At 71.6% G+C, this 20,010-nt stretch carries 16 protein-coding genes; 7 read left to right on the forward strand and 9 right to left on the reverse strand.

Translation table 11 applies throughout. From position 1 onward, the window contains the following. Positions 1 to 112 precede the first annotated feature (112 nt). Positions 113 to 3,739, forward strand: a complete 3,627-nt coding sequence (locus ABT114_RS44235; protein ID WP_351151170.1) for a S8 family serine peptidase — start codon at positions 113 to 115, stop codon at positions 3,737 to 3,739. A 111-nt stretch (positions 3,740 to 3,850) separates the two neighbouring features. Here ABT114_RS44235 and ABT114_RS44240 read toward each other — a convergent pair whose 3' ends face one another. From ABT114_RS44240 to ABT114_RS44255, 3 genes are all read right to left on the reverse strand, one after another. Then, the gene (locus ABT114_RS44240; RefSeq protein ID WP_351151172.1) at positions 3,851 to 5,293 is read right to left on the reverse strand and encodes an acyl-CoA synthetase; all 1,443 of its coding nucleotides are present in this window, start codon (positions 5,291 to 5,293) and stop codon (positions 3,851 to 3,853) included. Between the two features lie 98 nt (positions 5,294 to 5,391). Next, positions 5,392 to 6,480 carry an O-methyltransferase gene (locus ABT114_RS50780; protein WP_502988503.1) on the reverse strand — a complete coding sequence of 363 codons (1,089 nt, stop codon included), beginning with the start codon at positions 6,478 to 6,480 and terminating at the stop codon, positions 5,392 to 5,394. Between the two features lie 20 nt (positions 6,481 to 6,500). Beyond that, a complete protein-coding gene (locus ABT114_RS44255; protein ID WP_351151175.1) occupies positions 6,501 to 7,583 on the reverse strand; it encodes a MerR family transcriptional regulator in 1,083 nt (360 codons plus the stop codon). A gap of 171 nt (positions 7,584 to 7,754) precedes the next feature. On the opposite strand from ABT114_RS44255, the gene ABT114_RS44260 reads away from it, so the two are divergent. Continuing rightward, positions 7,755 to 8,636, forward strand: coding sequence for an ATP-grasp domain-containing protein (locus ABT114_RS44260; RefSeq protein WP_351151177.1), 882 nt, complete (start codon positions 7,755 to 7,757; stop codon positions 8,634 to 8,636). Here ABT114_RS44260 and ABT114_RS44265 read toward each other — a convergent pair. After that, positions 8,633 to 9,232, reverse strand: coding sequence for a hypothetical protein (locus tag ABT114_RS44265; protein WP_502988505.1), 600 nt, complete (start codon positions 9,230 to 9,232; stop codon positions 8,633 to 8,635). The two genes, ABT114_RS44260 and ABT114_RS44265, sit on opposite strands and share 4 nt — an antisense overlap. Positions 9,233 to 9,339: 107 nt before the next feature. Here ABT114_RS44265 and ABT114_RS44270 point away from each other — a divergent pair, with 107 nt between their 5' ends. Next, positions 9,340 to 10,113 (forward strand): IclR family transcriptional regulator, encoded by a 774-nt coding sequence (locus ABT114_RS44270; protein ID WP_351151183.1) that lies wholly within the window; start codon positions 9,340 to 9,342, stop codon positions 10,111 to 10,113. Beyond that, entirely contained in the window at positions 10,110 to 10,955 is an 846-nt protein-coding gene (locus ABT114_RS44275; protein ID WP_351151186.1) for an SMP-30/gluconolactonase/LRE family protein, read from the forward strand. The genes ABT114_RS44270 and ABT114_RS44275 overlap by 4 nt, the downstream gene beginning before the upstream one ends. 19 nt (positions 10,956 to 10,974) lie before the next feature. On the opposite strand, the gene ABT114_RS44280 is transcribed toward ABT114_RS44275, so the two are convergent. Genes ABT114_RS44280 through ABT114_RS44300 form a run of 5 tightly spaced genes read right to left on the reverse strand, consistent with a single transcriptional unit; the run spans position 10,975 to position 16,566 of the window. Beyond that, a complete protein-coding gene (locus ABT114_RS44280; RefSeq protein ID WP_351151189.1) occupies positions 10,975 to 12,375 on the reverse strand; it encodes an NAD(P)/FAD-dependent oxidoreductase in 1,401 nt (466 codons plus the stop codon). Beyond that, positions 12,372 to 13,583, reverse strand: a complete 1,212-nt coding sequence (locus ABT114_RS44285) for an MAB_1171c family putative transporter (protein ID WP_351151191.1) — start codon at positions 13,581 to 13,583, stop codon at positions 12,372 to 12,374. The genes ABT114_RS44280 and ABT114_RS44285 overlap by 4 nt, the downstream gene beginning before the upstream one ends. Beyond that, positions 13,580 to 14,755 (reverse strand): MAB_1171c family putative transporter, encoded by a 1,176-nt coding sequence (locus ABT114_RS44290; protein ID WP_351151194.1) that lies wholly within the window; start codon positions 14,753 to 14,755, stop codon positions 13,580 to 13,582. The genes ABT114_RS44285 and ABT114_RS44290 overlap by 4 nt, the downstream gene beginning before the upstream one ends. Beyond that, a complete protein-coding gene (locus ABT114_RS44295) occupies positions 14,752 to 15,276 on the reverse strand; it encodes a toxin (protein WP_351151197.1) in 525 nt (174 codons plus the stop codon). The genes ABT114_RS44290 and ABT114_RS44295 overlap by 4 nt, the downstream gene beginning before the upstream one ends. A 33-nt stretch (positions 15,277 to 15,309) precedes the next feature. Next, positions 15,310 to 16,566 carry an MAB_1171c family putative transporter gene (locus ABT114_RS44300; RefSeq protein ID WP_351151199.1) on the reverse strand — a complete coding sequence of 419 codons (1,257 nt, stop codon included), beginning with the start codon at positions 16,564 to 16,566 and terminating at the stop codon, positions 15,310 to 15,312. Positions 16,567 to 16,859: 293 nt separating this feature from the next. Between ABT114_RS44300 and ABT114_RS44305 the strand changes: the two genes are divergently transcribed. Genes ABT114_RS44305 through ABT114_RS44315 form a run of 3 tightly spaced genes read left to right on the forward strand, consistent with a single transcriptional unit; the run spans position 16,860 to position 20,007 of the window. After that, positions 16,860 to 18,209 (forward strand): extracellular solute-binding protein, encoded by a 1,350-nt coding sequence (locus tag ABT114_RS44305; protein ID WP_351151202.1) that lies wholly within the window; start codon positions 16,860 to 16,862, stop codon positions 18,207 to 18,209. Then, positions 18,206 to 19,147 (forward strand): carbohydrate ABC transporter permease, encoded by a 942-nt coding sequence (locus ABT114_RS44310; RefSeq protein WP_351151205.1) that lies wholly within the window; start codon positions 18,206 to 18,208, stop codon positions 19,145 to 19,147. Before ABT114_RS44305 ends, ABT114_RS44310 begins: the two co-directional genes overlap by 4 nt. Next, entirely contained in the window at positions 19,144 to 20,007 is an 864-nt protein-coding gene (locus ABT114_RS44315) for a carbohydrate ABC transporter permease (protein WP_351151207.1), read from the forward strand. Before ABT114_RS44310 ends, ABT114_RS44315 begins: the two co-directional genes overlap by 4 nt. Positions 20,008 to 20,010 lie beyond the last annotated feature (3 nt).

Genomic DNA, 20,010 nt, shown 5'->3' on the forward strand with positions numbered 1-20,010 from the left:
GGCGGCCCTCTGGCGGGAACATGCCAGGGCGCGTTCCCGCCCGTGCCAGTCAACTCCACTGCAACACAAGCCCCCTGAGACTCTTCGCAGCACACGACGAAGAGAGGCGTGGATGACCAGAGGACCAGTCAGACGTGGGGCGACCCTCCTGTCGGCCGGGCTCGTGATCGCTCTGCTGCCCACGGTGGACGCGGGGGCGACAAGCACCGCCCCGGCCGCCGCGAGCACAGCGAGCACCGCGGCCACCGCCCGTACTGTCACCCTAGTCACCGGTGACAAGGTGACCGTGACCGACCTGGGCAGCGGAAAGAAGGCGGTCACGGTCGAGCGGCCCCGGGGGGCCACCGGAACCGTCCGGACCCAGACGGACAACGGAAAGATCAGCGTCATACCGGACGAGGCGCTGCCGTATCTGCGGGCGGGCACCCTCGACAAGCGGTTGTTCGATGTCAGCGAGCTGATACAGCAGGGGCTCGCCGACAACAAGACCGACGAGCTGCCGCTGATCGTGACGTACGACAAGGGCGCGCGAACCGTGACCCCGCGGAGCGCCGAGCGGACGCGGTCGCTGCCCAGTGTGCGTGGGGCGGCCGTCGAGGCGGACAAGGGCCGGAGTTTCTGGCAGGCGTTCACCGCGCAGGACGGCGTGCAGGGCCTCTGGCTCGACGGGCGCGTCACCGCCGACATGGCCGCGAGCAACGCGCAGATCGGCACGGAGCAGGCCTGGGCGGCCGGGCTCACCGGCAAGGGCGTCACCGTCGCCGTCCTGGACACCGGTGTCGACCTGAGCCATCCCGACCTCGCGGACCGGGTCACCGCCACCAAGAGCTTCATCGAGGGGCAGGAGGTCGCCGACCGCCACGGTCACGGCACCCACGTCACCTCGACCGTCGGCGGCAGCGGGTCCGCTTCCGACGGCAAGGAGAAGGGCGTCGCCCCGGGCGCGAACCTCGTCGTCGGCAAGGTGCTCAGCGACGCGGGCACGGGCAGCGAGTCGCAGATCATCGCCGGCATGGAGTGGGCCGCGCGGGACGAGCACGCCAAGGTCGTCTCGATGAGCCTCGGCTCCGATGAGGCGAGTGACGGCACCGACCCCATGGCGCAGGCCGTCAACACCCTCTCCCAGGAGACCGGCGCCCTCTTCGTCATCGCCGCCGGCAACACCGGCACCCCCTCCTCCATCGGCTCGCCCGGTGCCGCCGACGCGGCCCTGACCGTCGGCGCGGTCGACTCCGCCGACGAGGCCGCCTACTTCACCAGCGCCGGCCCCCGCTACGGTGACAACGCCCTCAAGCCCGACATCTCGGCGCCCGGCGTCAGCATCCTCGCCGCCCGCTCCCAACTGGTCAGCGGCAGCGGCTACTACACCTCCATGAGCGGTACGTCCATGGCGACGCCCCACGTCGCCGGAGTGGCCGCCCTGCTCGCCGAGGAGCACCCCGACTGGACCGGCGCCCAGCTCAAGGACGCGCTGATGTCCTCGTCGAAGCAGCTCGACGCCTCCGTCTACGAGCTGGGCACGGGCCGGGTGAGCGTGCCCGACGCCATCGCCGCCGACGTCACCGCCACCGGCAGCGCCGACCTCGGCTTCTACAGCTGGCCGTACGAGGCCAACAAGCCGGTGACGAGGACCGTCACCTACACCAACTCGTCCGCCACCGACGTGCAGGTGAACCTGTCGGTGCAGGGCGCCCCCGACGGGGTCGCCACCCTCGCCGACACCACCCTCACCGTGCCCGCGCACGGCACCGCGTCCACCACCGTGACCGGCGACGGCGCCAAGGCGGCGGTGGGGAACACCAGCGGGCAGATCGTGGCCTCCGACGCCGACGGCACGCCCGTCGCGCACACCGCGTTCGGGCTGGTCAAGGAGGAGGAGCGGTACACGCTCACCGTCCACGTCAAGGACCGTGACGGGGCCGCCACCGCCGCCTACCTCGACGTCCAGCAGCTCGCCGCGGGCGTCGACGCCACCTCGGCCTACGTCGGCGACTCCGGCACCCTGAAGCTGCGCCTGACGCCGGGGACGTACAGCCTGAACTCCTTCCTCGACGTGCGCGGCAGCCACGGCGCCGACTCCCTCGGCCTCGGCTTCCTCGCGGCACCCGAGATCATCCTCGACCAGGACCGCGAAGTCACCCTCGACGGCCGGAAGTTGCGGGAGATCAAGGCCGACGTCGGCCGGCGGACCGAGACCCGGCACCTGCTCATGGAGTACGACCGCAGCGGCAACGGCTCCGACCTGTTCGGCGCGGCCCAGGTGCCCGTGAAGTACGACAGCATCTTCGCCACGCCCACCGACAAGGTCACGCAGGGCGACTTCGAGTACCGGACCGTGTGGCGGCTCGGCAAGCCGACGCTGGACGTCAAGGGCGTCAGTGAGGCGGTCTTCCAGCCGGGTGCCACCCTCATCGAGGGCCGGACCGAGCTCCCCCTGGTCGACGTCGGAGACGGACCCTTCACCGGCGTCGAGGGCAAGGCGGTCCTCGCCAGCCTCGCCGCCGACGCCGACCCGGGCACGCTCGCCCAGGCCGCCCAGGATGCCGGCGCCAAGGCGCTGTTCGTCACCGACGACGTGGCCGGACGCCTCAACGCCTGGTGGGGAGCGGACGACGGCAGCGACCGTCCGATCCTGATCGCCACCGTCAACGCGGCCGACGCGGCCCGACTGCGTGCCGCGGGCAAGGTCGACATGACCGGCACCCGCAACACGCCCTACGTGTACGACCTCTCGGAGGGCCACCCGGGCGCGATCCCGGACGCGGACCTGACCTACAAGCCGAGCGGCCGTGAACTCGCCACCGTGGACGCGAAGTTCCACGCCACACAGCCCGTCAGCGGCGGGGAGTTCCGTTACTCCATCACCGACACCTTCCCCATCGGCATCGGTTTCCTGCAGCGCATCGACTACCCGGCCGAGCGCACGGACTACGTCTCCACCGGCCCCGGCCAGAAATGGCACGAGTCCGTGCAGACCGCTGACGGCGCGCTGGAGGAGCGCGGCGGGCTCGTCACCTACAAGGGCGGCTCCCACCCGGACCTCGACTGGTTCAAGCCGGTCTGGCATCCGTGGCTGGGCACCGGCCTCGGCTGGGGCCAGCAGCGCGCCGGGAACCAGATGCAGTTCAACACCCCCGGCTGGGGCGACTCCGGGCCCGACCACACCGGCTTCGGCGACGTGTGGAGCAGCGACACCGGGATGACCCAGTACACCGAGGTCTACCTCGACGGGACGCGCGTCGACCGGCGCAAGAGCTCCGGCGCCTATGTCTGGTCCGCGCCCGCCGACGAGCACACCTACAAGGTCGTCACCGACACCACGCTCGACGCCGACCGCTGGAAGCTCGCCACGAAGGGCCACGCCGAGTGGACCTTCCGCTCGGCGGCCACCCCCAACGACCGGTTCACCTTCCTGCCCCTGATCAACCTCTCCTTCGACGTCGACACCGACCTCGCGGGCGACATCCGGGGCGGCACGCGGGTGCCGATCGGGATCGGGGCCGAGTACGTGGTGGGTGCACAGGACACCGGGACCCTCGGCGGCGGGACGCTCGAAGTCTCGTACGACGACGGGACGACCTGGCAGCCGGTGAAGCTCACCGGTGCCGGAAACGCCGCCTGGCACGGGACGCTGACCGTGCCGCGTGACGCCGCGTACGTCTCCCTGCGGGCGTCCGCGACCGACGACCAGGGCGGCTCCGTGCAGCAGGAGATCACCCGGGCGGTGGGGGTGAAGTAGCCCCGCCCCCGCGGCAGAGCAGGCGGCGCCGCCTCCCGGATAGGGGGAGGCGGCGCCGTCGTATGCTCAGGGCCCTCTATTCCCGGGCCGCGATACCTCTGACCACGTCGGTCATGACGGCAGTGCCCGCTTCATGATCTTCCCCATGTCGTTGCGGGGCAGGACGTCGAGGTAGCGGACCACACGCGGTCGCTTGTGCGGGGCGAGCCGGGCCGCCACATGGTCGGCCAACTCATCGGCGGCGGGTGGGGATTCGGCGTCCTCCGGCACGATCCAGGCCACGATCCGCTCGCCCAGATCCGCGTCCGGCTCCCCGGTGACGGCGGCCTCACGTACCGCCGGGTGTTCGAGGAGCGCGTTCTCGATCTCACCCGCCCCGATCTTGTAACCCCCGCTCTTGATCAGGTCGGTGGCCTTGCGGCCGACGATCCGGACATAGCCGTCGGGGTCGCGCACCGCCATGTCGCCGGTGCGGAACCAGCCGTCGGCGGTGAAGGCGGCGGCCGTGGCGTCGGGCCGGTTGAGGTACTCGGTGAACAGGTTCGGGCCGCGCACCTGGATCTCGCCGACGTTCTCGCCGTCGTACGCCGTGATCGGCGTCCCGTCGTCCTCGACGAGCCGCAGCTCGACACCGGGCAGCGGCACGCCGACCGTCCCGGCCCGCGCCTCCCCGTCCGCCCGGACGCTGGTGTTCATGAGCGTCTCCGTCATGCCGTACCGCTCGATCACCCGCCGTCCGGTCGCCACCGTGATCCGCTCATGGTCGTGCACGGGCAGCGCGGCGGAACCGGAGACGAGCAGCCGGGCCCCCGCGAGCGCCTTGACCAGCTCGGGTTCGCCGGGCAGCGTCTCGGCGATCCGGTGGTACATGGTCGGCACCCCGAACAGCATGGTCGCGCCGTCGTTCAGCTCGCGGGCGACCGCCGCCGTGCTGAACCGCCCGACGTGCCGGATCGACCCGCCCCGCCGCAGCGGGCCCAGGACGCCCAGCACCAGCCCGTGCACATGGAACAGGGGCAGCCCGTGCACCAGTACGTCGTCGCCGGTCCACTGCCAGGCGTCGGCGAGCGCGTCCAGGGTCGCGGCGATCGCGCGGCGCGGGATGACGGCACCCTTGGGCGGGCCGGTGGTGCCGGAGGTGTAGACGACCAGGGCGGGGGCGGAGGCGTCCACCTCGTCGGCGACGGGCACACCGGTCCCGCGCACGTCGACGTCGACGCGCTCCAAGTCCCGTACGGCAAGAGGCAGTTCGTCGGCGGGGGCGGCCAGTACCAGGGACGGCGCGCTGTCGGACAGGATGTGCCCGAGCTCCTTCTCGCCCGACTTGGGGTTCAGCGGCACGGCGGCCGCACCGGCGAGCAGCACGCCCACGACCCCGACGGCCGTCTCCAGCGAGGGGGTCGCCCACACGGCCACCCGGCCCGCCGCGCGGATCCGCTCGCCGACGGCCGCGGCCGCCGCCGCGAGCTCCCGGTACGTCAGGGACCGGTCACCGAACCGCAGGGCGACTTGCTCACCGGGATCGCCCGTCAGGGCCGGAAAGAGGGAGGTCACGCGGCGCACTCCTAGTGGTGAGGGAACGGGTGAGGGAACTGGGAAAGAACGGGCGAGGGAACTGTGAGGGGACACGGCCGGGAACGACACCTCCGTTCCTACACCAGCGCCAGTGAAATCCGGCGCCGCCGGAGATTGATGCCGGTCACTTCGACGGTGACCTCGTCGCCCTCGCCCGGTTCGCCGACGAGCACGTCCCGGTGCACCAGGCCCTCCACACCGTCGGCTACCCGCACGAACACCCCGAACGGCACGACCTTGGTGACCCGCCCGGGCATCGTCCGCCCGAGCATGTCCCGCGCGAACGGCAGCCAGGGATCCGGCTCCAGGGCCATCAGCGACAACCGCACCTGCTGCCGGTCGAGGTCGATGTCGAGCACCTCGGCGGTCACCTGCTGCCCGACCCGCACCACGTCCGTCACGGCCTCGAACCGGCGCCGGCTGATCTCGGCGGGGCTCACATATCCCTGGACCCCGTCACCGAGGTCGACGAACACCCCGAAGTGCGGCGTGTCGGTGACCGTGCCCCGCACGATCTGGCCGAGCTCCACCCCGCCCAGCCGCTGCGGGGCCGACAGCCGCGGAGCCGGCAGCCGCCGCACCCCCACCACCGCGCTCAGGTCCGGTGCGAGCCGCAGTTCGGTCGACCGGAGCGCCGGGTGGTCCAGCCAGAAGCGGCGCGGTGCGTCGAGGCGCCCTTCGTACAGGGGCGGCCAGGTCGTCGCCGGGGTGAAGTCGTCGACGACGACCGTGCCGCCCGGAGTCAGCAGGTGCTCGACGTCCGCCGCCGGGCCGTCCCCCTTCCCCTGCCCGCCGCCGTCCAGCACGAGCAGGTCGTACGGCCCCTGCTCCCCGATCCGCTGCCAGTCGCCGGTGAGGACCTCCACTTCGGGCCGGTCGGCGAACACCTCGGCGGCCACGCGGGCGCGCTCCGGGTCCCGTTCCACGCTGATGAGCCGTACGCCGTCCCCCGCGCCCGAGGCGAGCCAGGCCAGCCCGATCCCGAACCCCGTGCCCGTCTCGCCCATGAGCCCGCGCGCGCCGCCCGCCAGGGCGTGCAGCAGGCGGCCCTGTTCGGGTCGGCAGGAGTACGGGAAGCCGTGGGCGCGGGCGGCGGCGAGGGCCCGTTCGACGAGCGGGGGGAGGTGGTCGTGGGAGTCGTAGGCGTCCGTTCCGGAGATCGACATGGCGCCGATCCTGCCGGGGGTCAGGCCGCGGCGGCCACCAGATCGGCGACCACGCAGCTGACGTTGTCCGGGCCGCCGGCGTCGTTCGCGGCGCCCACCAGGGCCCGTACGGCGTCGTCGGGATCCGGGAGGGAGGACAGCAGTTGCCGGATCCGGACGTCGGCGACGACCCCCGACAGGCCGTCGGAGCAGAGCAGGAAGCGGTCGCCGGGCTGCGCGTCCTGGAGGTGCAGGTCCGGTACGACCGGTGCGCCGCCGCCCGACAGGGCCTTGAGGAGCAGGGCGCGCTGGGGGTGGACGGTGGCCTCTTCCACGGTCAGCCGGCCCTCGTCGACCATCGACTGGACCATGGTGTGGTCGTGGGTGATCCGGAACAGTTCCCCGTCGCGCAGCAGATAGGCGCGCGAGTCCCCGATGTGCACGAGGGCGAGCCGGGAGCCGGTCCACAGCATGGCGGTGAGGGTCGTACCGGCCTCTTCGGTCGGCGACACCTCGTGCACGGCCCGGGTCGCGCTCTGCAGCGCGTCCTCCAGCAGGTTGAGGACGCTCCCGGCCGGCACCTCCTCGGTGTCCAGTGTCTTCAGCGCCTGCACGGCGGCACTGCTCGCGGGCGCGCCCTGCGGACCGAACCCGTCGGCGACGGCGAGCAGCCGGGTGCCCGCGTAGGCGGTGTCCTGGTTGGCGGGGCGGACGCGGCCGGGGTCGGAGTGGGCGGAGTAACGCAGTTCCAGCATGACGGTGTCCTTCCTGGACGACGGCGGAAGCGGTGAAGACGCCACTGAGAGGTGGTCGGCGAGGAACGCGGCGAGGTCCCGCCGTACCGCCGTCTCCGCCTCGACCCGCGCCCAGTAGGCGCGGATCTCCCGGGCGGCGGCCGCGGGGTCGAGGGCGCACACCTGACGGATCCCGGCCAGCGGCATCCCCAGCCGCCGCAGCCACGCCACCAGCCGCGCCTGCTCCAGCTGTTCACGGGCGTAGTAGCGGTAGCCGGTGTCGGGGTCGACCCGAGCGGGCCGCAGCAGCTCCAGCTCGTCGTAGAGCCGCAGCGCCTTCGGCGACAACCGGGACGCCTTCGCGAAGGCGCCGATCGTCAGCATGTCCATATGTCCATCCCCATCCCCATCCTCATCCCCATGCGCCTCGCACAGTCCCTCGCTTCCTGCCACCGATGCTGGGGGTTCACCTTTGGTGAAGGTCAATCGCGTTGTCCAGTTCCCGGGGCGGCCGGTTAGCCTGCGCAGCGTTGAGCCGCCCCACCAGGAGGGAAACCCGCCGTGCCCCGCATCGCACTCGCCACCTACGACCCCGGACCGGAGCCGAGCAAGGACAGCGACCTGCCCGGGCTGGTGCGGGCGCTGCGGGAGACCGGGGCGGAGCCCGTCGCCGCGCCCTGGGACGATCCCGGCGTCGACTGGAGCGGGTTCGACCTGGTCGTCATACGGTCGACCTGGGACTACAGCTGGCGGGCGGCCGAGTTCGCGGCGTGGGTGCGCGAGTGTGCCGCGGCCACGCGGCTGCTGAACCCCGCCGAGGTCATCCGCTGGAACACCGACAAGCGGTACATCGGGGATCTCGCGGCGGCCGGTGTGCCCGTCGTCCCGACCAGCTACCTCGCGCCCGGCGACCCCGCCGGCCTCCCGGACGACCACGAGTACGTCGTCAAGCCCACCTCCGGCGCCGGCGCCCGCTTCGCCGCCCGCTACACGCCGGACGAGCGGGAGACAGCCCTGAGGCACCTGACCCGGATGCACGACGAGGGGCTCACCGCCATGGTGCAGCCCTACGTCACCGGCATCGACGTCACCGGCGAACGGGCGCTCCAGTACTTCGGCGGCCGCTTCCTGCACGCCAGCCGCAAGCGGGCGGTGCTGTCGCCCGGCACGGCCTACGACGCGGACAAGGTGGCCCACCCGGACCTGGAGCCGTGGACGCCGACCCCGGCGGAACTCTCCGTCGCCGAACACGCCCTGTCCGCCGTACCGGACGCGCCGGAGCTGCTGTACGCGCGCGTGGACCTCGTGGACGGGGAGGACGGGCAGCCCAGGGTGATGGAGCTGGAACTGGTCGAGCCGAATCTGTTCCTGTTCCTACATCCGGGGTCCGTCGACGCGGTCGCGGAGGCCATCCTGAAAGCCGCAGCTCAGGACCTGTCCTAGTCGCTGACCGCCGTCCGCTGAAGCAGGCCCCACGTGAACTCGGCGACGACCTGGTGCCGCGCCCCTTCCCCATCGGGCGCCTCGAACGCCAGCCCCCACCGCGTAGGAGCCGTGCCCTCCAGCGGGCGGGCAGGGGCGAAGGCGCGGGCGGCCTCGTCGACCGTGCAGGACCAGGGGCGGAGGTCGTCCACCGCACGCAGCTCAGGGCCCGGGGCACCCGGCGCACGGACCAGCCACTCGTTCCACACCGCCCCGTTCGGGCCGACCAGAACCTCGAAGCGCAGGTCGGGCCAGAGGGGGAGGGGCCACTGCCGGGCCTCGCAGTCGAGGTCGCCGATCCGGCGGGGGGTGGCGGACTCGGGTGCGCCGAGGACCGAGCGGTAGCGTGAAGTGGCGGAACGGGCCCTCGGCGAGCGGAGCATGGCCTGCCAGCGCTTGTTGGCCTCCCGCATGTCGGCGAGGGAGGCGCCCAGTCGGCGGCGGGCGTCGTCCACCAGGTCGGGGTTGTGGTCGGCCATGCGGCGCAGGAGCACCAGCTGGAAGTGCCAGGGAGTGAAGGGGCCTGCGGGGTGTTTCGGGGACGGCATGGGAACCATCGTCGCCCACCGCTTCACGACCATTGCCCGCGGATCCCCACTATGACAGCCTGTGTTCGCCATGCCGATCGTCAGTTGAAATTTCGAACACAGGGAGGGAATCGGTCGTGGGACGCCTCGTACCTGCCGTGACCCGAGCTCTCGACATTCTCGAGCTCTTCCTCGACGGGGACGGCACGCTCTCCGCCCCCGACATCGTGCGCCGGCTCCAGCTGCCGCGCACCACCGTGCACGAGCTGGTCACCACGCTCGCCGCCCGCCAGTACATCGTGCCCGTGCCCGGTCAGCCCGGACGCTACCGGCTCGGCGTACGTCCGTACCAGCTCGGCAGCCGATACGCCGAGCAGCTCGACCTCGCGGCCGAGGGCCAGCAGGTCGCCCGGACCGTCGCCGAGACCTGCGACGAGACCGTGCACGTGGCGATTCTCGAAGGCACCGACGTCATCTACATCGCCAAGGTCGACTCCACGCACGCCGTGCGCATGGTGTCCGCCGCCGGCCGTCGCCTCCCCGCCCACTGCACGTCGGTCGGCAAGATGCTGCTGGCCTCGCTCCCCGAGCCGGAGCTCACCTCGCGCATCCCCGACGACGCCGACCTGATCGCGATGACCCCGAACAGCATCACCTCGCCGGCCGCCCTGCGCGAGGCACTGACGGAGATCCGGCAGCGCGGTGTCGCCGTGGAGAGCCGCGAGTCCAACCCGGACGTGAGCTGCGTGGCCGCGCCGGTCCGCGACCGCACGGGCCGGGTGGTGGCCGCGCTCTCCATCTCCGTGCCGATGATCCGCTGGAGCGACGAGCGCCGCGTCGAGCTGGAGCAGCTCGCCGCCAAGGGCGCCCTCGATCTGTCGGAGCGCCTGGGCTACCGGAGCGTGGCATGACGACGTACGAGGTGGCAGTACGGGCGGAGGCGACGCTCGGCGAGGGCCCGACGTGGGACGCGGCGACCGGCCGTCTGATCTGGCTGGACATCCTGGGCTCGCGCATCCACACCTACGATCCCGCCTCCGGCCGCCGCACGGTCCGCACGACGGAACAGCACGTGGGCGCGGTGAAACTCCGCGAGGGCGGTGGCCTGGTCCTGAACCTCCGCGACGGAGTCGCCCTCCTCGACCCGGACGACTCCTTCAGCTGGCTGCACCACGCCCCCGTCCCGGGCCGCCGCGCGAACGAGGCCGCCGTCGCCCCCGACGGCTCCCTCTGGGCCGGCACGATGCGCTACGACGAGGCCCAGGGCGGTGGCACCCTCTCCCGCGTCACCGGCGACGGCGAGGCCGAGGTGATCCTCGACGACGTGACGGTGAGCAACGGCACGGGCTGGAGCCCCGACGGCCGCCTGATGTACTACATCGACACCCCGACCCGCCGCATCGACGTCTTCGACCACGACAACGGCCGCGTCACGAACCGCCGCCCGCTGACGGAGATCGAGGAAGGCGCCGGCTACCCCGACGGCCTCACGGTCGACGCCGACGGCTGTGTCTGGGTGGCGTTGTGGGACGGCGGAGCGGTCCGCCGCTACACCCCGTCCGGCACCCTCGACCGCGTGCTCACCCTTCCGACCCCCCGCACGACCGCCTGCACCTTCGGCGGCCCGGACCTTACCGACCTCTACATCACGACAGCCCGTACGGGGCTCTCGGCCCCGTCGGCTCTGGCGGGCTCGCTGCTGGTGGTGCCGGGGGCGGGGAAGGGACTGCCGCAGCGGGCGTTCGCGGGCTGAGCTCCGCCGCGGGGCCCGCTCAGTCCGCCGCTCCCTCCGCCGCCCTCACCAACCGCCACTCCTCCCTCGTCAGCGGAGGCCCCGCGAGCGGCGGCAGCAGCGGGCCGTTGAGCACCGCCAGGAGGGCGGTGGGGTGGAGCAGGCGGGCCGGGCCCGTCAGCAGGCTCGTCACGTCCCACAGGGCCGCCGCCGCGCCGTAGGAGCCGGTCGATGCCAGGGTCAGGCGGCGGGTGAAGCGGGTGAGGAGGCGGTCGGCGGCGTTGGGGTGGGCGCCGTGGGTTTCCGGGTACCAGACGTCCTGGCCGACGGCCGCCGCCCAGGCCGCGTCGACCGGGCGGGCGGCGCCGCGCTGCACCCGGCGGGCCAGGTCGGGAGCGGTGACGCCCGTACCCTCCAGTTCCCGGCGGAGCACCTGCGCGCCGAGTGCCGCCACCGTCATGCCCTGCCCGTACGCCGGGTTGAACGTGGCCAGCGCGTCGCCGAGGACGACCAGGCCCTCTGGCCAGTCACGGACCTTCTCCAGGTACCGCCGGTCGTTGCGGGTGCTGCGGCTGATGTGCACATCGGTGAGGGGTTCGGCGCCGGAGATCAGCTTGCCGACTATGGGGTGCGGCAGGTCGAGCGCGTACCGGAGGAAACCGTCCGGGTCGGCGGGCGGTTCGCCGCCGCGGGTGCCGCCGAGGCTGACCATCCAGCGGCCGCCCTCGATCGGCAGGATCATCCCGCTGCGGCCCGGCCGGGACACGTACGGGTCGGCCTGCAGGACCGTCATGGGGAAGCGCTCGGCGCCCTCCGGGGCGCGGTACACGCGCGTGGCGTTGACGAGGCCCGTGTCGACGGTCCGTTCGCGGACGTCGGTCACGCCCAGTCCGCCCAGCCACCGCACCACCCGCGACCCACGGCCACTGGCGTCGACGACGAGGTCGGCGGTGAGTTCCGACCCGCCGGCATCGGTGGTCGAGACGCGTACGCCGGTCACGCGGCCCGCGTCGCCCAGCAGGTCCACGACCTGGCCCCGGCGGATCTCGACCCGCGTGTTCGCCAGCACCGCGACCCGCACCGACCAGTCGAGGAGCGCCCGGCTGCACGCGAGCAGCCGGGGCCCCTCGTGGCGCCAGCGCCGGAACCAGCCCTCGGGTGTCAGCGCCACCATGTCCCGGCCGAGGGAGAGTTCGTGGGCGCCCGCGGCGAGCAGCTGCTTGCGCATGCTCACGCCCGGCACGACGTCCTCCATCGCGGCCAGGCCGCCGGCCATGAGGACATGGGCGTGACGCCCCTGCGGGAGACCCTTGCGGTGGTCCGGCCCGTCGGGCAGCTCGTCGCGGTCCAGCACGATCACTTCGTCCGCGCTCGGGGACAGCGCGGCCGCGGCCAGCATGCCGGCCAGGCCGGCACCGATGACGACAGCTCTACGCGTCATGGGGCTCCTTGGGTTCGGTCGGGGGTGGCGGTCACCGTACCTTCACGTGCGGCGCCGACGCGGGATGATTCCGTGAACTCCTGGGCCAGTTCCACCAGTTCGGCCAGCCCGCTCGTCGTGGAGACCTGCGTGGCGTGCAGCCGGTACCCGCTCGGCGTGTCGAGCGGTCGCGCCCGCGCGGTGGCGTGGCGTGCGGCGGCGGCGAGCATGGCCGCCTCCGCCGCGACCCGCGCCCGGTGCGGGGAACGGCCCGCGCGCAGCGCGCTGTCGAGCGCCCGCTCCCGCACCCGGTCGTCGAAGTAGGGGGCCAGCGCCAGCAGCGCGTCGTGGATGGCGACCTCGCGCCACTGCAACCGCTCCCGCGGCAGCCGCCACCAGGAGCCGGGCGCCGGCGGCGCGGTGGACGCGAACCGCAGCGCCGACCACAGCGGCCCCAGGCTCCGCAGATCGCGCAGGCTGTGCCAGTGGGCGGCGACCGAGGGCAGCAGCCGGGGCAGCACGAACCCCACGGAACAGGTCAGCGCGCCCAGCGAGGCCATCGGCGGAGCGATGCTGGTGGACAGGAAGTCGAGGTCGTGGCCCGACCAACGCGCCACGACGGCCGTGTACTTCGTCAGCTGGAAGCCCACCACGTCCAGCAACGACCCGATGAGGATCAGCCGCAGCCCGGTCAGCAGCAGCCCGGTGACCTCGCGTCCCCACTTGACGCCCACCGCGCACAGCCCGACGGTGGCGGCGCTGTGCCCGACCAGGTAGAGCACGATCATCTCGCGCATGTACGGGGTGTCGGCGTAGTACGTGTCGAGGTCGGTGAGCCGCTCGGTGTGCGCGTCCGCCAGCGCGAACAGCACGACGATGGCGACGATCAGCGCCCCGTAGGCGGCGATGCCGCACAGCGCCGTGCGCCGGATCCGCTCACGGGACCCGCCCCGCCAGTTGATCAGCAGGATGAACAGGGAGCAGCTGTACGCGGAGAGCATGCCGTAGGTCAGCGGGGCACCGAAGTTCGGGATGCCCGTGAGGTCGTTGACGGCGGCCAGGGTCAGCGGGGCCGAGCAGACGAAGACGAGCGTACCGAGGGCGATGGCCGCGCAGGTCGACACGGTCAGCGGGTTGCGGACGGCCCGTACGCCGGCCCGCGGCCGACGGAACAGCACCGCACCGGACAGGCCGAGGACGACGGCGGCGACGTAGACGACGAGACTCATGCGCTGCCCGTCGTGGTCGTACCGCTGCGGAGTCGGGCGGCCGCGACGAGCGGCGAGGAGACCAGCGCGTCGGCGATGCGCGCGAGCGCGTCCGGACCGGGCGTCCGGTCCTCGGTCCAGTCGGCCCCTGTGAGGGGCCTCTCCCGGTGCGGTTCCTCCCGCGCGGCCACCGCGATGACCGCGGCCCAGGCGACGGCGTCGGCCCGCTCCGGATCGCCGCCGGCGTCCGCCAGCGCCGCCTCGCGGGTACGTTCGTACAGGCCCCGGTCGAAGAACGCGTCCAGGTGGCTCAGCGCGTTGTGGATGCTGGTCCGGCGCCAGACCAGCCGGGTGGTGGGGGAGGACCAGCGCGGCCGGGGCAGCCGCAGCGCGCGGCGGGTGAGGACGCCGTCGAGCTCCCGCTCCAGCGGTTCGAGCCGCGTGTACGTCCGCCGGGAGTGCTGCCACCGCGTCAGCCGGGGCCCGACCAGCGGGATCAGGGTGCCGGTGACCGTCGTCAGCGCGCCCAGTCCGGCGGCGGCCGTCGAGACGGTGGTACCCAGCACCGACCAGTCCCGCCCGCACCAGCGCGCGACGACCGCGGCGAGCTTGCTCACGCTGTAACCGGCGTTGCACAGCGAGCCGATGCCCAGGGTCACCAGGCCCGCGCGCAGCCAGCCGTGCACCTGGCGGGCCCAGCCCAGGGACGACACCATGGTCACGCTCGCCGCGGCGAGATGCCCGGCCAGGTACAGCACGATCATCTCGGCGATGAAGGGGGTCGTCGCGTAGTAGGTGTCCAGGTCGGTACGGCGCTCCACGGGCGCGTCCCCGAGCGCGAACATCCCCGCGATACCGACGAGGACACAGGCGTACGCCACGATCCAGCGGCGGCTGGTCCGGTGCACGTGCGGCCCGCCCCGCCAGTAGACGATCAGGACCTGGGCGGCGGCGCTGTACGCGGTGATCGACGCGTACGTCAGCGGGGCGGCCAGGTTCGGGATGCCGCTGACACGGTTGATCGTGCCGACCGTCGGCGGGGCCCCGAGGAAGAAGCAGACGCCGGCCAGGCCCAGTACCGCGCAGATGGCGCGCAGGTAGGGGTCGCGCCGGTGACGTATCAGGTCGGGGGCCTTCACCACCAGGCCCAGCCACAGCACCGCACCGCTCACGTAGTTGATCAGGCCGCTCATCCTCGTGTCCCACGGTAGTTGAGGGCGGCCCCGATGCGCCCGGCGAGGTCCTGGGCTCCGTTGCTGTCGGCGGCGTACACGGAGTCGGACGGCGCCTCCAGCCAGGTGCGCAGCCGACGGCCCATCAGCATGCCGAACAGATCCGCCTCCTGCTCGTCGGCGAGGCTGAAGTCGGTGCGTGCCGCGACGAGCCGGGGACCGTCACCGGCGGTGGTCTCGTCCGCGGTGCTCGCGCCTTGCCGGTGCATGTGCCACACCTCGTGGCAGAAGATCACGATCTGGTGCCAGGCGGCGGCCCGCTTGTCGATGATGACGTCGTCGTGGTTCTCGCCGTCCAGCCAGAGCCCGCTGGCGGTGTGCGGCGGGAAGACCCGCCGGTGGACCACGACCTCCCGGCCCCGCCACTGGCTGACGGACTCCACGAGCGCGTCGAAGAGGGCCTCCGGGTCCGCCGGGATCGGGATCCGGATGGGGTCGATGAGGGTGCCGGCGAGCCGGCGCATCTCCTTCTTCGTGCGCACTGTTGAAATATGCCAAGACAGGCCCCGCTTCAGCTACCTCACCTCCGGTGCCGGAAGCGACGGCCCCGCGGCCCCCGCCCGCGCCGCCGCCCGGGTGCGCACCGCGTCGATGACGTCGGGCCGGCGCAGTGCCCGGGACACGGCCCCGATCTCCTGGAGCAGGTCCGTGGTGTCCGTGTCGTCGGCGGTGTCGTCCCCGGCCGGCCGGTCCCGGGTGTTGTCGGCGGCGTCCAGGATCGCGACCGCGGCGGCCAGCGCCCTGGCCCGCTCCGGCGGGAACCCGAGGGCGAGGGCGGCGGCGTACGACCGCCCGCGCAGGTCCGCGTCGATGCGCCGGGCCAGCGGCAGCAGCACGTCACGGATGAAGGTCTCGCGGCGCGTCAGGCGCAGCTCGGCCGTCCCCCGCAGCAGCCAGGGCACGCCGCCGCCGTTGACGGAGCGCATCAGCAGGTACAGCGGCCGTAGTTCGTGGTGGGCGAGCCGGACCCGCCAGCGGTCGTGCAGGTACTGGCCGACGTGCGGCAGGATGAAACCGATCGCGATCGCGACGGCCGACAGACAGGCCACGGGCGGTGCCACGCCGGTGCTCAGCCAGTCCAGGTCGTGCCCGGTCCAACGGGCCACGACGGCGGTGAGCTTGGTGACGTCGAAGATGAGGTTCAGGCCGTAGCCGGCGCCCAGGAACGTCAGACCCCAGCGCAGCCAGGCGTCGAGCCCGTCGGTGCGCACCCAGTTCCACAGCAGCCGGGACGTGATCAGCACCGCCACGGCGTGCGCGAGCAGGTAGAGCAGGATCAGCTCGCGCATGTACGGCGTGTTGGCGTAGTAGGTGTCGAGGTCGGTGAGCCGCTCCACGGACGCGTTCGCGAGGGCGAACAGCACCCACAGCGCCACGATCACGCCCGAGTACACGCAGATCACCCACCGCATGGCGCGCCGGGTCTCGGCCGAGCGGTCGGCCAGGCCGTTGCGCCAGGCGATGAGCAGCAGCAGACAGGACCCGCAGAACGCGGTGAGCAGCGAGTACACCCAGGGCGCGGAGATGTTCGGCACGCCCGTGACCCGGTTGACCCAGGCGATGGTGGACGGCGCGACGAACACGAACACCGAGCAGGCGAGCAGCAGCAGGCCGCCGACCGCGCGCAGCAGCGGGTCCTTCCAGAGCCGGATGATGGTGGGCAGCTTGATCGCCAGGGCGGCGGCCAGGACCCCGGCCGGAATCCACCAGAAGGACGTGTAGAACGCGCTGAGGAATCCGGTGACGTCCAGCGCCAGTTGAGCGTGCCTCACCGGGCGGCTCCTCCGCGTCGGCCTCACCTTCGCCCCTTGCACAGCAGGCTGTTCGAGGTTACGCGGCCGCAACTGCTCGCGTCATGCGATCCGACGACCGTTGTCCAACCGGGAACGACCGTTGTCCAACCGTGAGCGACCGCTGTTCAATCGGGAACGACCGCTCTTTCGAGGGCCGTGTCAAAACTCGCCTGAGAACTCTGTCCAAACCATTGACGCGCAAGCGCTTCGATTTTACGGTCCCGTTCGAAGTTACGAGCGCACGTCGATATTTCGAACAGTAAGGGCGGGGCATGGGACGACCTGGCCTGAGTCGCAGGCAACTCATCGGCGGACTCGGCGGCTTGACGGTGGCGGGCAGTTTCGGGTTCGCCGCGCTGGGCACCGGAGCGGACGCGCTGGCCTCCAGCGCGAGCACCCGAGTCCGCTACTGGAACCTCTTCAGCGGCGGCGACGGCTCCAACATGATCGCGATGCTGGACGCCTTCCGTAAGGCGAACCCCGGCATCGATGTGAAGGACTCGACCCTCCAGTGGGGCAACCCCTTCTACACCAAGCTCGCCATGGCGGCCGCGGGCAATCGTGCGCCCGACCTCGGCGTGATGCACCTGGGCCGCGTCACCGGCTTCTCGCCGGGCCGTCTCCTGGACCCCTGGGACATGGACCTGCTCGCCAAGTACGGCGTACGGGAACAGGATTTCAACCCCAAGCTGTGGAAGCGCGCCGTCATCGACGGCAAGCTCTACGCCCTCCCGCTCGACATCCACGTCCAGCTCTGCTTCTACCGCAAGGACGTGCTGAAGAAGGCGGATCTGCTCGGCGACGACGGCAACATCGTCCCGGTCACGTCCACCGGCGAGTGGTTCGACGTGCTGAAGAAGGCGAAGAAGGTCCAGAAGAAGGGCCTGCAGACCATCGGCCTGTGGACCAACGACCAGAACTTCCAGTGGTGGTTCTTCGTCGCCTTCTACACGCAGCTCGGTGGCACCTGGTTCAACGACGCGAACACCGAGGTGCTCTTCGACGTCGACAAGGCCACCCAGGTCCTGGAGTTCTTCCGGCAGCACGTCACCGACGGGTATGTCATCCCGGGTGCCCCCACAGGCGAGCAGTTCATCAACGGCGCCCCCTTCACCTGGGAGGGCAACTGGTCCGTGCCGGTCTTCTCCGGCGCCAAGCTGGACTACGGGGCGACCCCGCTGCCGCCCGTCTTCGGCAAGCAGGCCACGCACGCCGAGTCGCACTCCTTCGTCCTGCCGCACCAGGCCGACCGCGGCGGCGCCACCAACGAAGGCGCGCACCAGCTCGCCGCCTACGTCGTCAAGCACGCCCTGCAGTGGGCGGCCGGCGGCCACATACCCGCGTACACGCCGACCCTGTCCACAGCCGCGTACAACAAGCTCACCCCGCAGCACGAGTACGTGAGCGCCATGGACCACCAGGCCAACGAGCCGAAGGTGTGGTTCGCGGGCTCCACCGGTGTGCTCGCCCAGGACCTCGGCCCGATCGTCGTCTCCTCGACGATGGGCTCCGCCAAGCCGGACGCCGCCGCGCGGAAGATGAAGGCCCACCTCACCACGCTCCTCGCCTCGAAGAACCCGATGGACGGCAAGACCGCCGCGCAGGGAGGTGCGGTCGCATGACGACGACCAGTGCTCAGACCGTCCTCGCCCCGGCGCGGGCGAGGACCGCCGCGGACAGTGCCACCGTCCGCCGCAAGCAGGGCTTCCAGCACGGGGGCTGGTTCATCGCCCCGTTCCTGCTGCTCTTCGTCCTGTTCGTGATCTGGCCGCTGCTGCGCGGCGTCTACCTCAGCTTCACGGACGCCAACATCTCCGGCGACGGCGCGAACTTCATCGGCCTCGACAACTACCGCGAGGCCCTGCACGACTCGATGATGTGGGACGCGCTGGGCCACAGCGCGTACTTCACGCTGCTCGTCGTGCCCTGCCTCACCGTCCTCGCGTTCCTGCTCGCGATGCTCGCGCACCACATCGAGCGCGGTAAGTGGCTGTGGCGGCTGTGCTTCTTCGCGCCGTTCCTGCTGCCGTCGACGGTCGCGGGCAACATGTGGCAGTGGCTGCTCACCCAGGGCATCGGCCAGTTCAACCAGACCTTCGGGATCGACACCCCCTGGCTGACCGACAAGTCGTACGCCATGGTCGCCATCGTCATCGAGACGCTGTGGTGGACGGTCGGCTTCTCCTTCCTGCTCTACCTCGCCGCTCTCCAGGGCATCCCCGGCCATCTCTACGAGGCCGCGAAGCTCGACGGCGCGAACGCCTGGCACCGCATGGTCCACATCACCCTGCCGATGCTGCGCAACATCACCGGCCTGGTGATCGCGCTCCAGATCCTCGCCTCGCTGCAACTGTTCGACCAGGCCGTCGTGATGATGGACTTCGGACCGGGACCGGAGCTCAGCACCAGGTCGTTCGTGCAGTACACCCTCGAACAGGGCTTCACCAGCTACCGCGTGGGCTATGCCTCCGCGATGTCCATCATCTTCTTCGTGATCATCGCAGTCGTCGCCCTGGCGCGGATGTGGCTGCTGCGCAACCGTGAGGAGGGCGGCCGATGACCACCGCCACGACGACCGTACGCACCAAGTCCCGCAAGCCCTGGTCGCCCAGCCAGATCGTCCTCACGCTGCTCGGCGTCGCTGTCTCCGCCGTCTTCGTGGCGCCGATCGCCGCCGCCCTGTTCACCTCGCTCAAGTCCGAGGCCGAGGCGGCCGAGATCCCGCCGCACTGGCTGCCCAAGGACTGGACCGGCCAGGCGTGGAAGGCGCTCTTCGACACCGGCAACATCACCAACTGGTTCGTCAACTCCCTTGTCGTCTCGGTCTGTGTGACCACGATCGTGCTGGCGGTGAGCGCACTCGCCGGATACGGGTTCGCGCGCACGGAGTTCCGCGGCAAGGGCGTCCTGATGGGCGTCGTCATGTCCGGGCTCATGGTCTCCCCGGCCGTCCTCGGCGTCCCCCTCTTCACCACGGTCCAGCAGATGGGGATGGTCGACACCTACTGGGGCATGATCCTGCCGCAGTGCGCGCCCGCCGCGATGGTCTACATCCTCTACAAGTTCTTCCAGGGCATCCCCAAGGAACTGGAGGAGGCGGCGTTCATCGACGGTGCGGGCCGCTGGCGCGTCTTCTTCACGATCGTCGTGCCGCTCGCCCGCCCCTCCCTCGCCGCGGTCGGCATCTTCACCTTCATCGCCTCGTGGAACAACTTCCTGTGGCCGTACATGGTGACCAACAACCCCGACCTGATGACCATGCCGAACGGCATCGCGACCGTCATGAACTCCTACGGCATCCAGTGGGCCCAGCTCATGGCCGGCGGCCTGATGGCGGGCCTGCCGCTGATCATCGTCTTCGTCTTCTTCCAGCGCCAGATCGTGGCGGGTGTGGCACACACCGGCCTCGCGGGGCAGTAACTT

Source organism: Streptomyces sp. NPDC002088 (genome assembly GCF_040296605.1).
Lineage (GTDB): Bacteria > Actinomycetota > Actinomycetes > Streptomycetales > Streptomycetaceae > Streptomyces.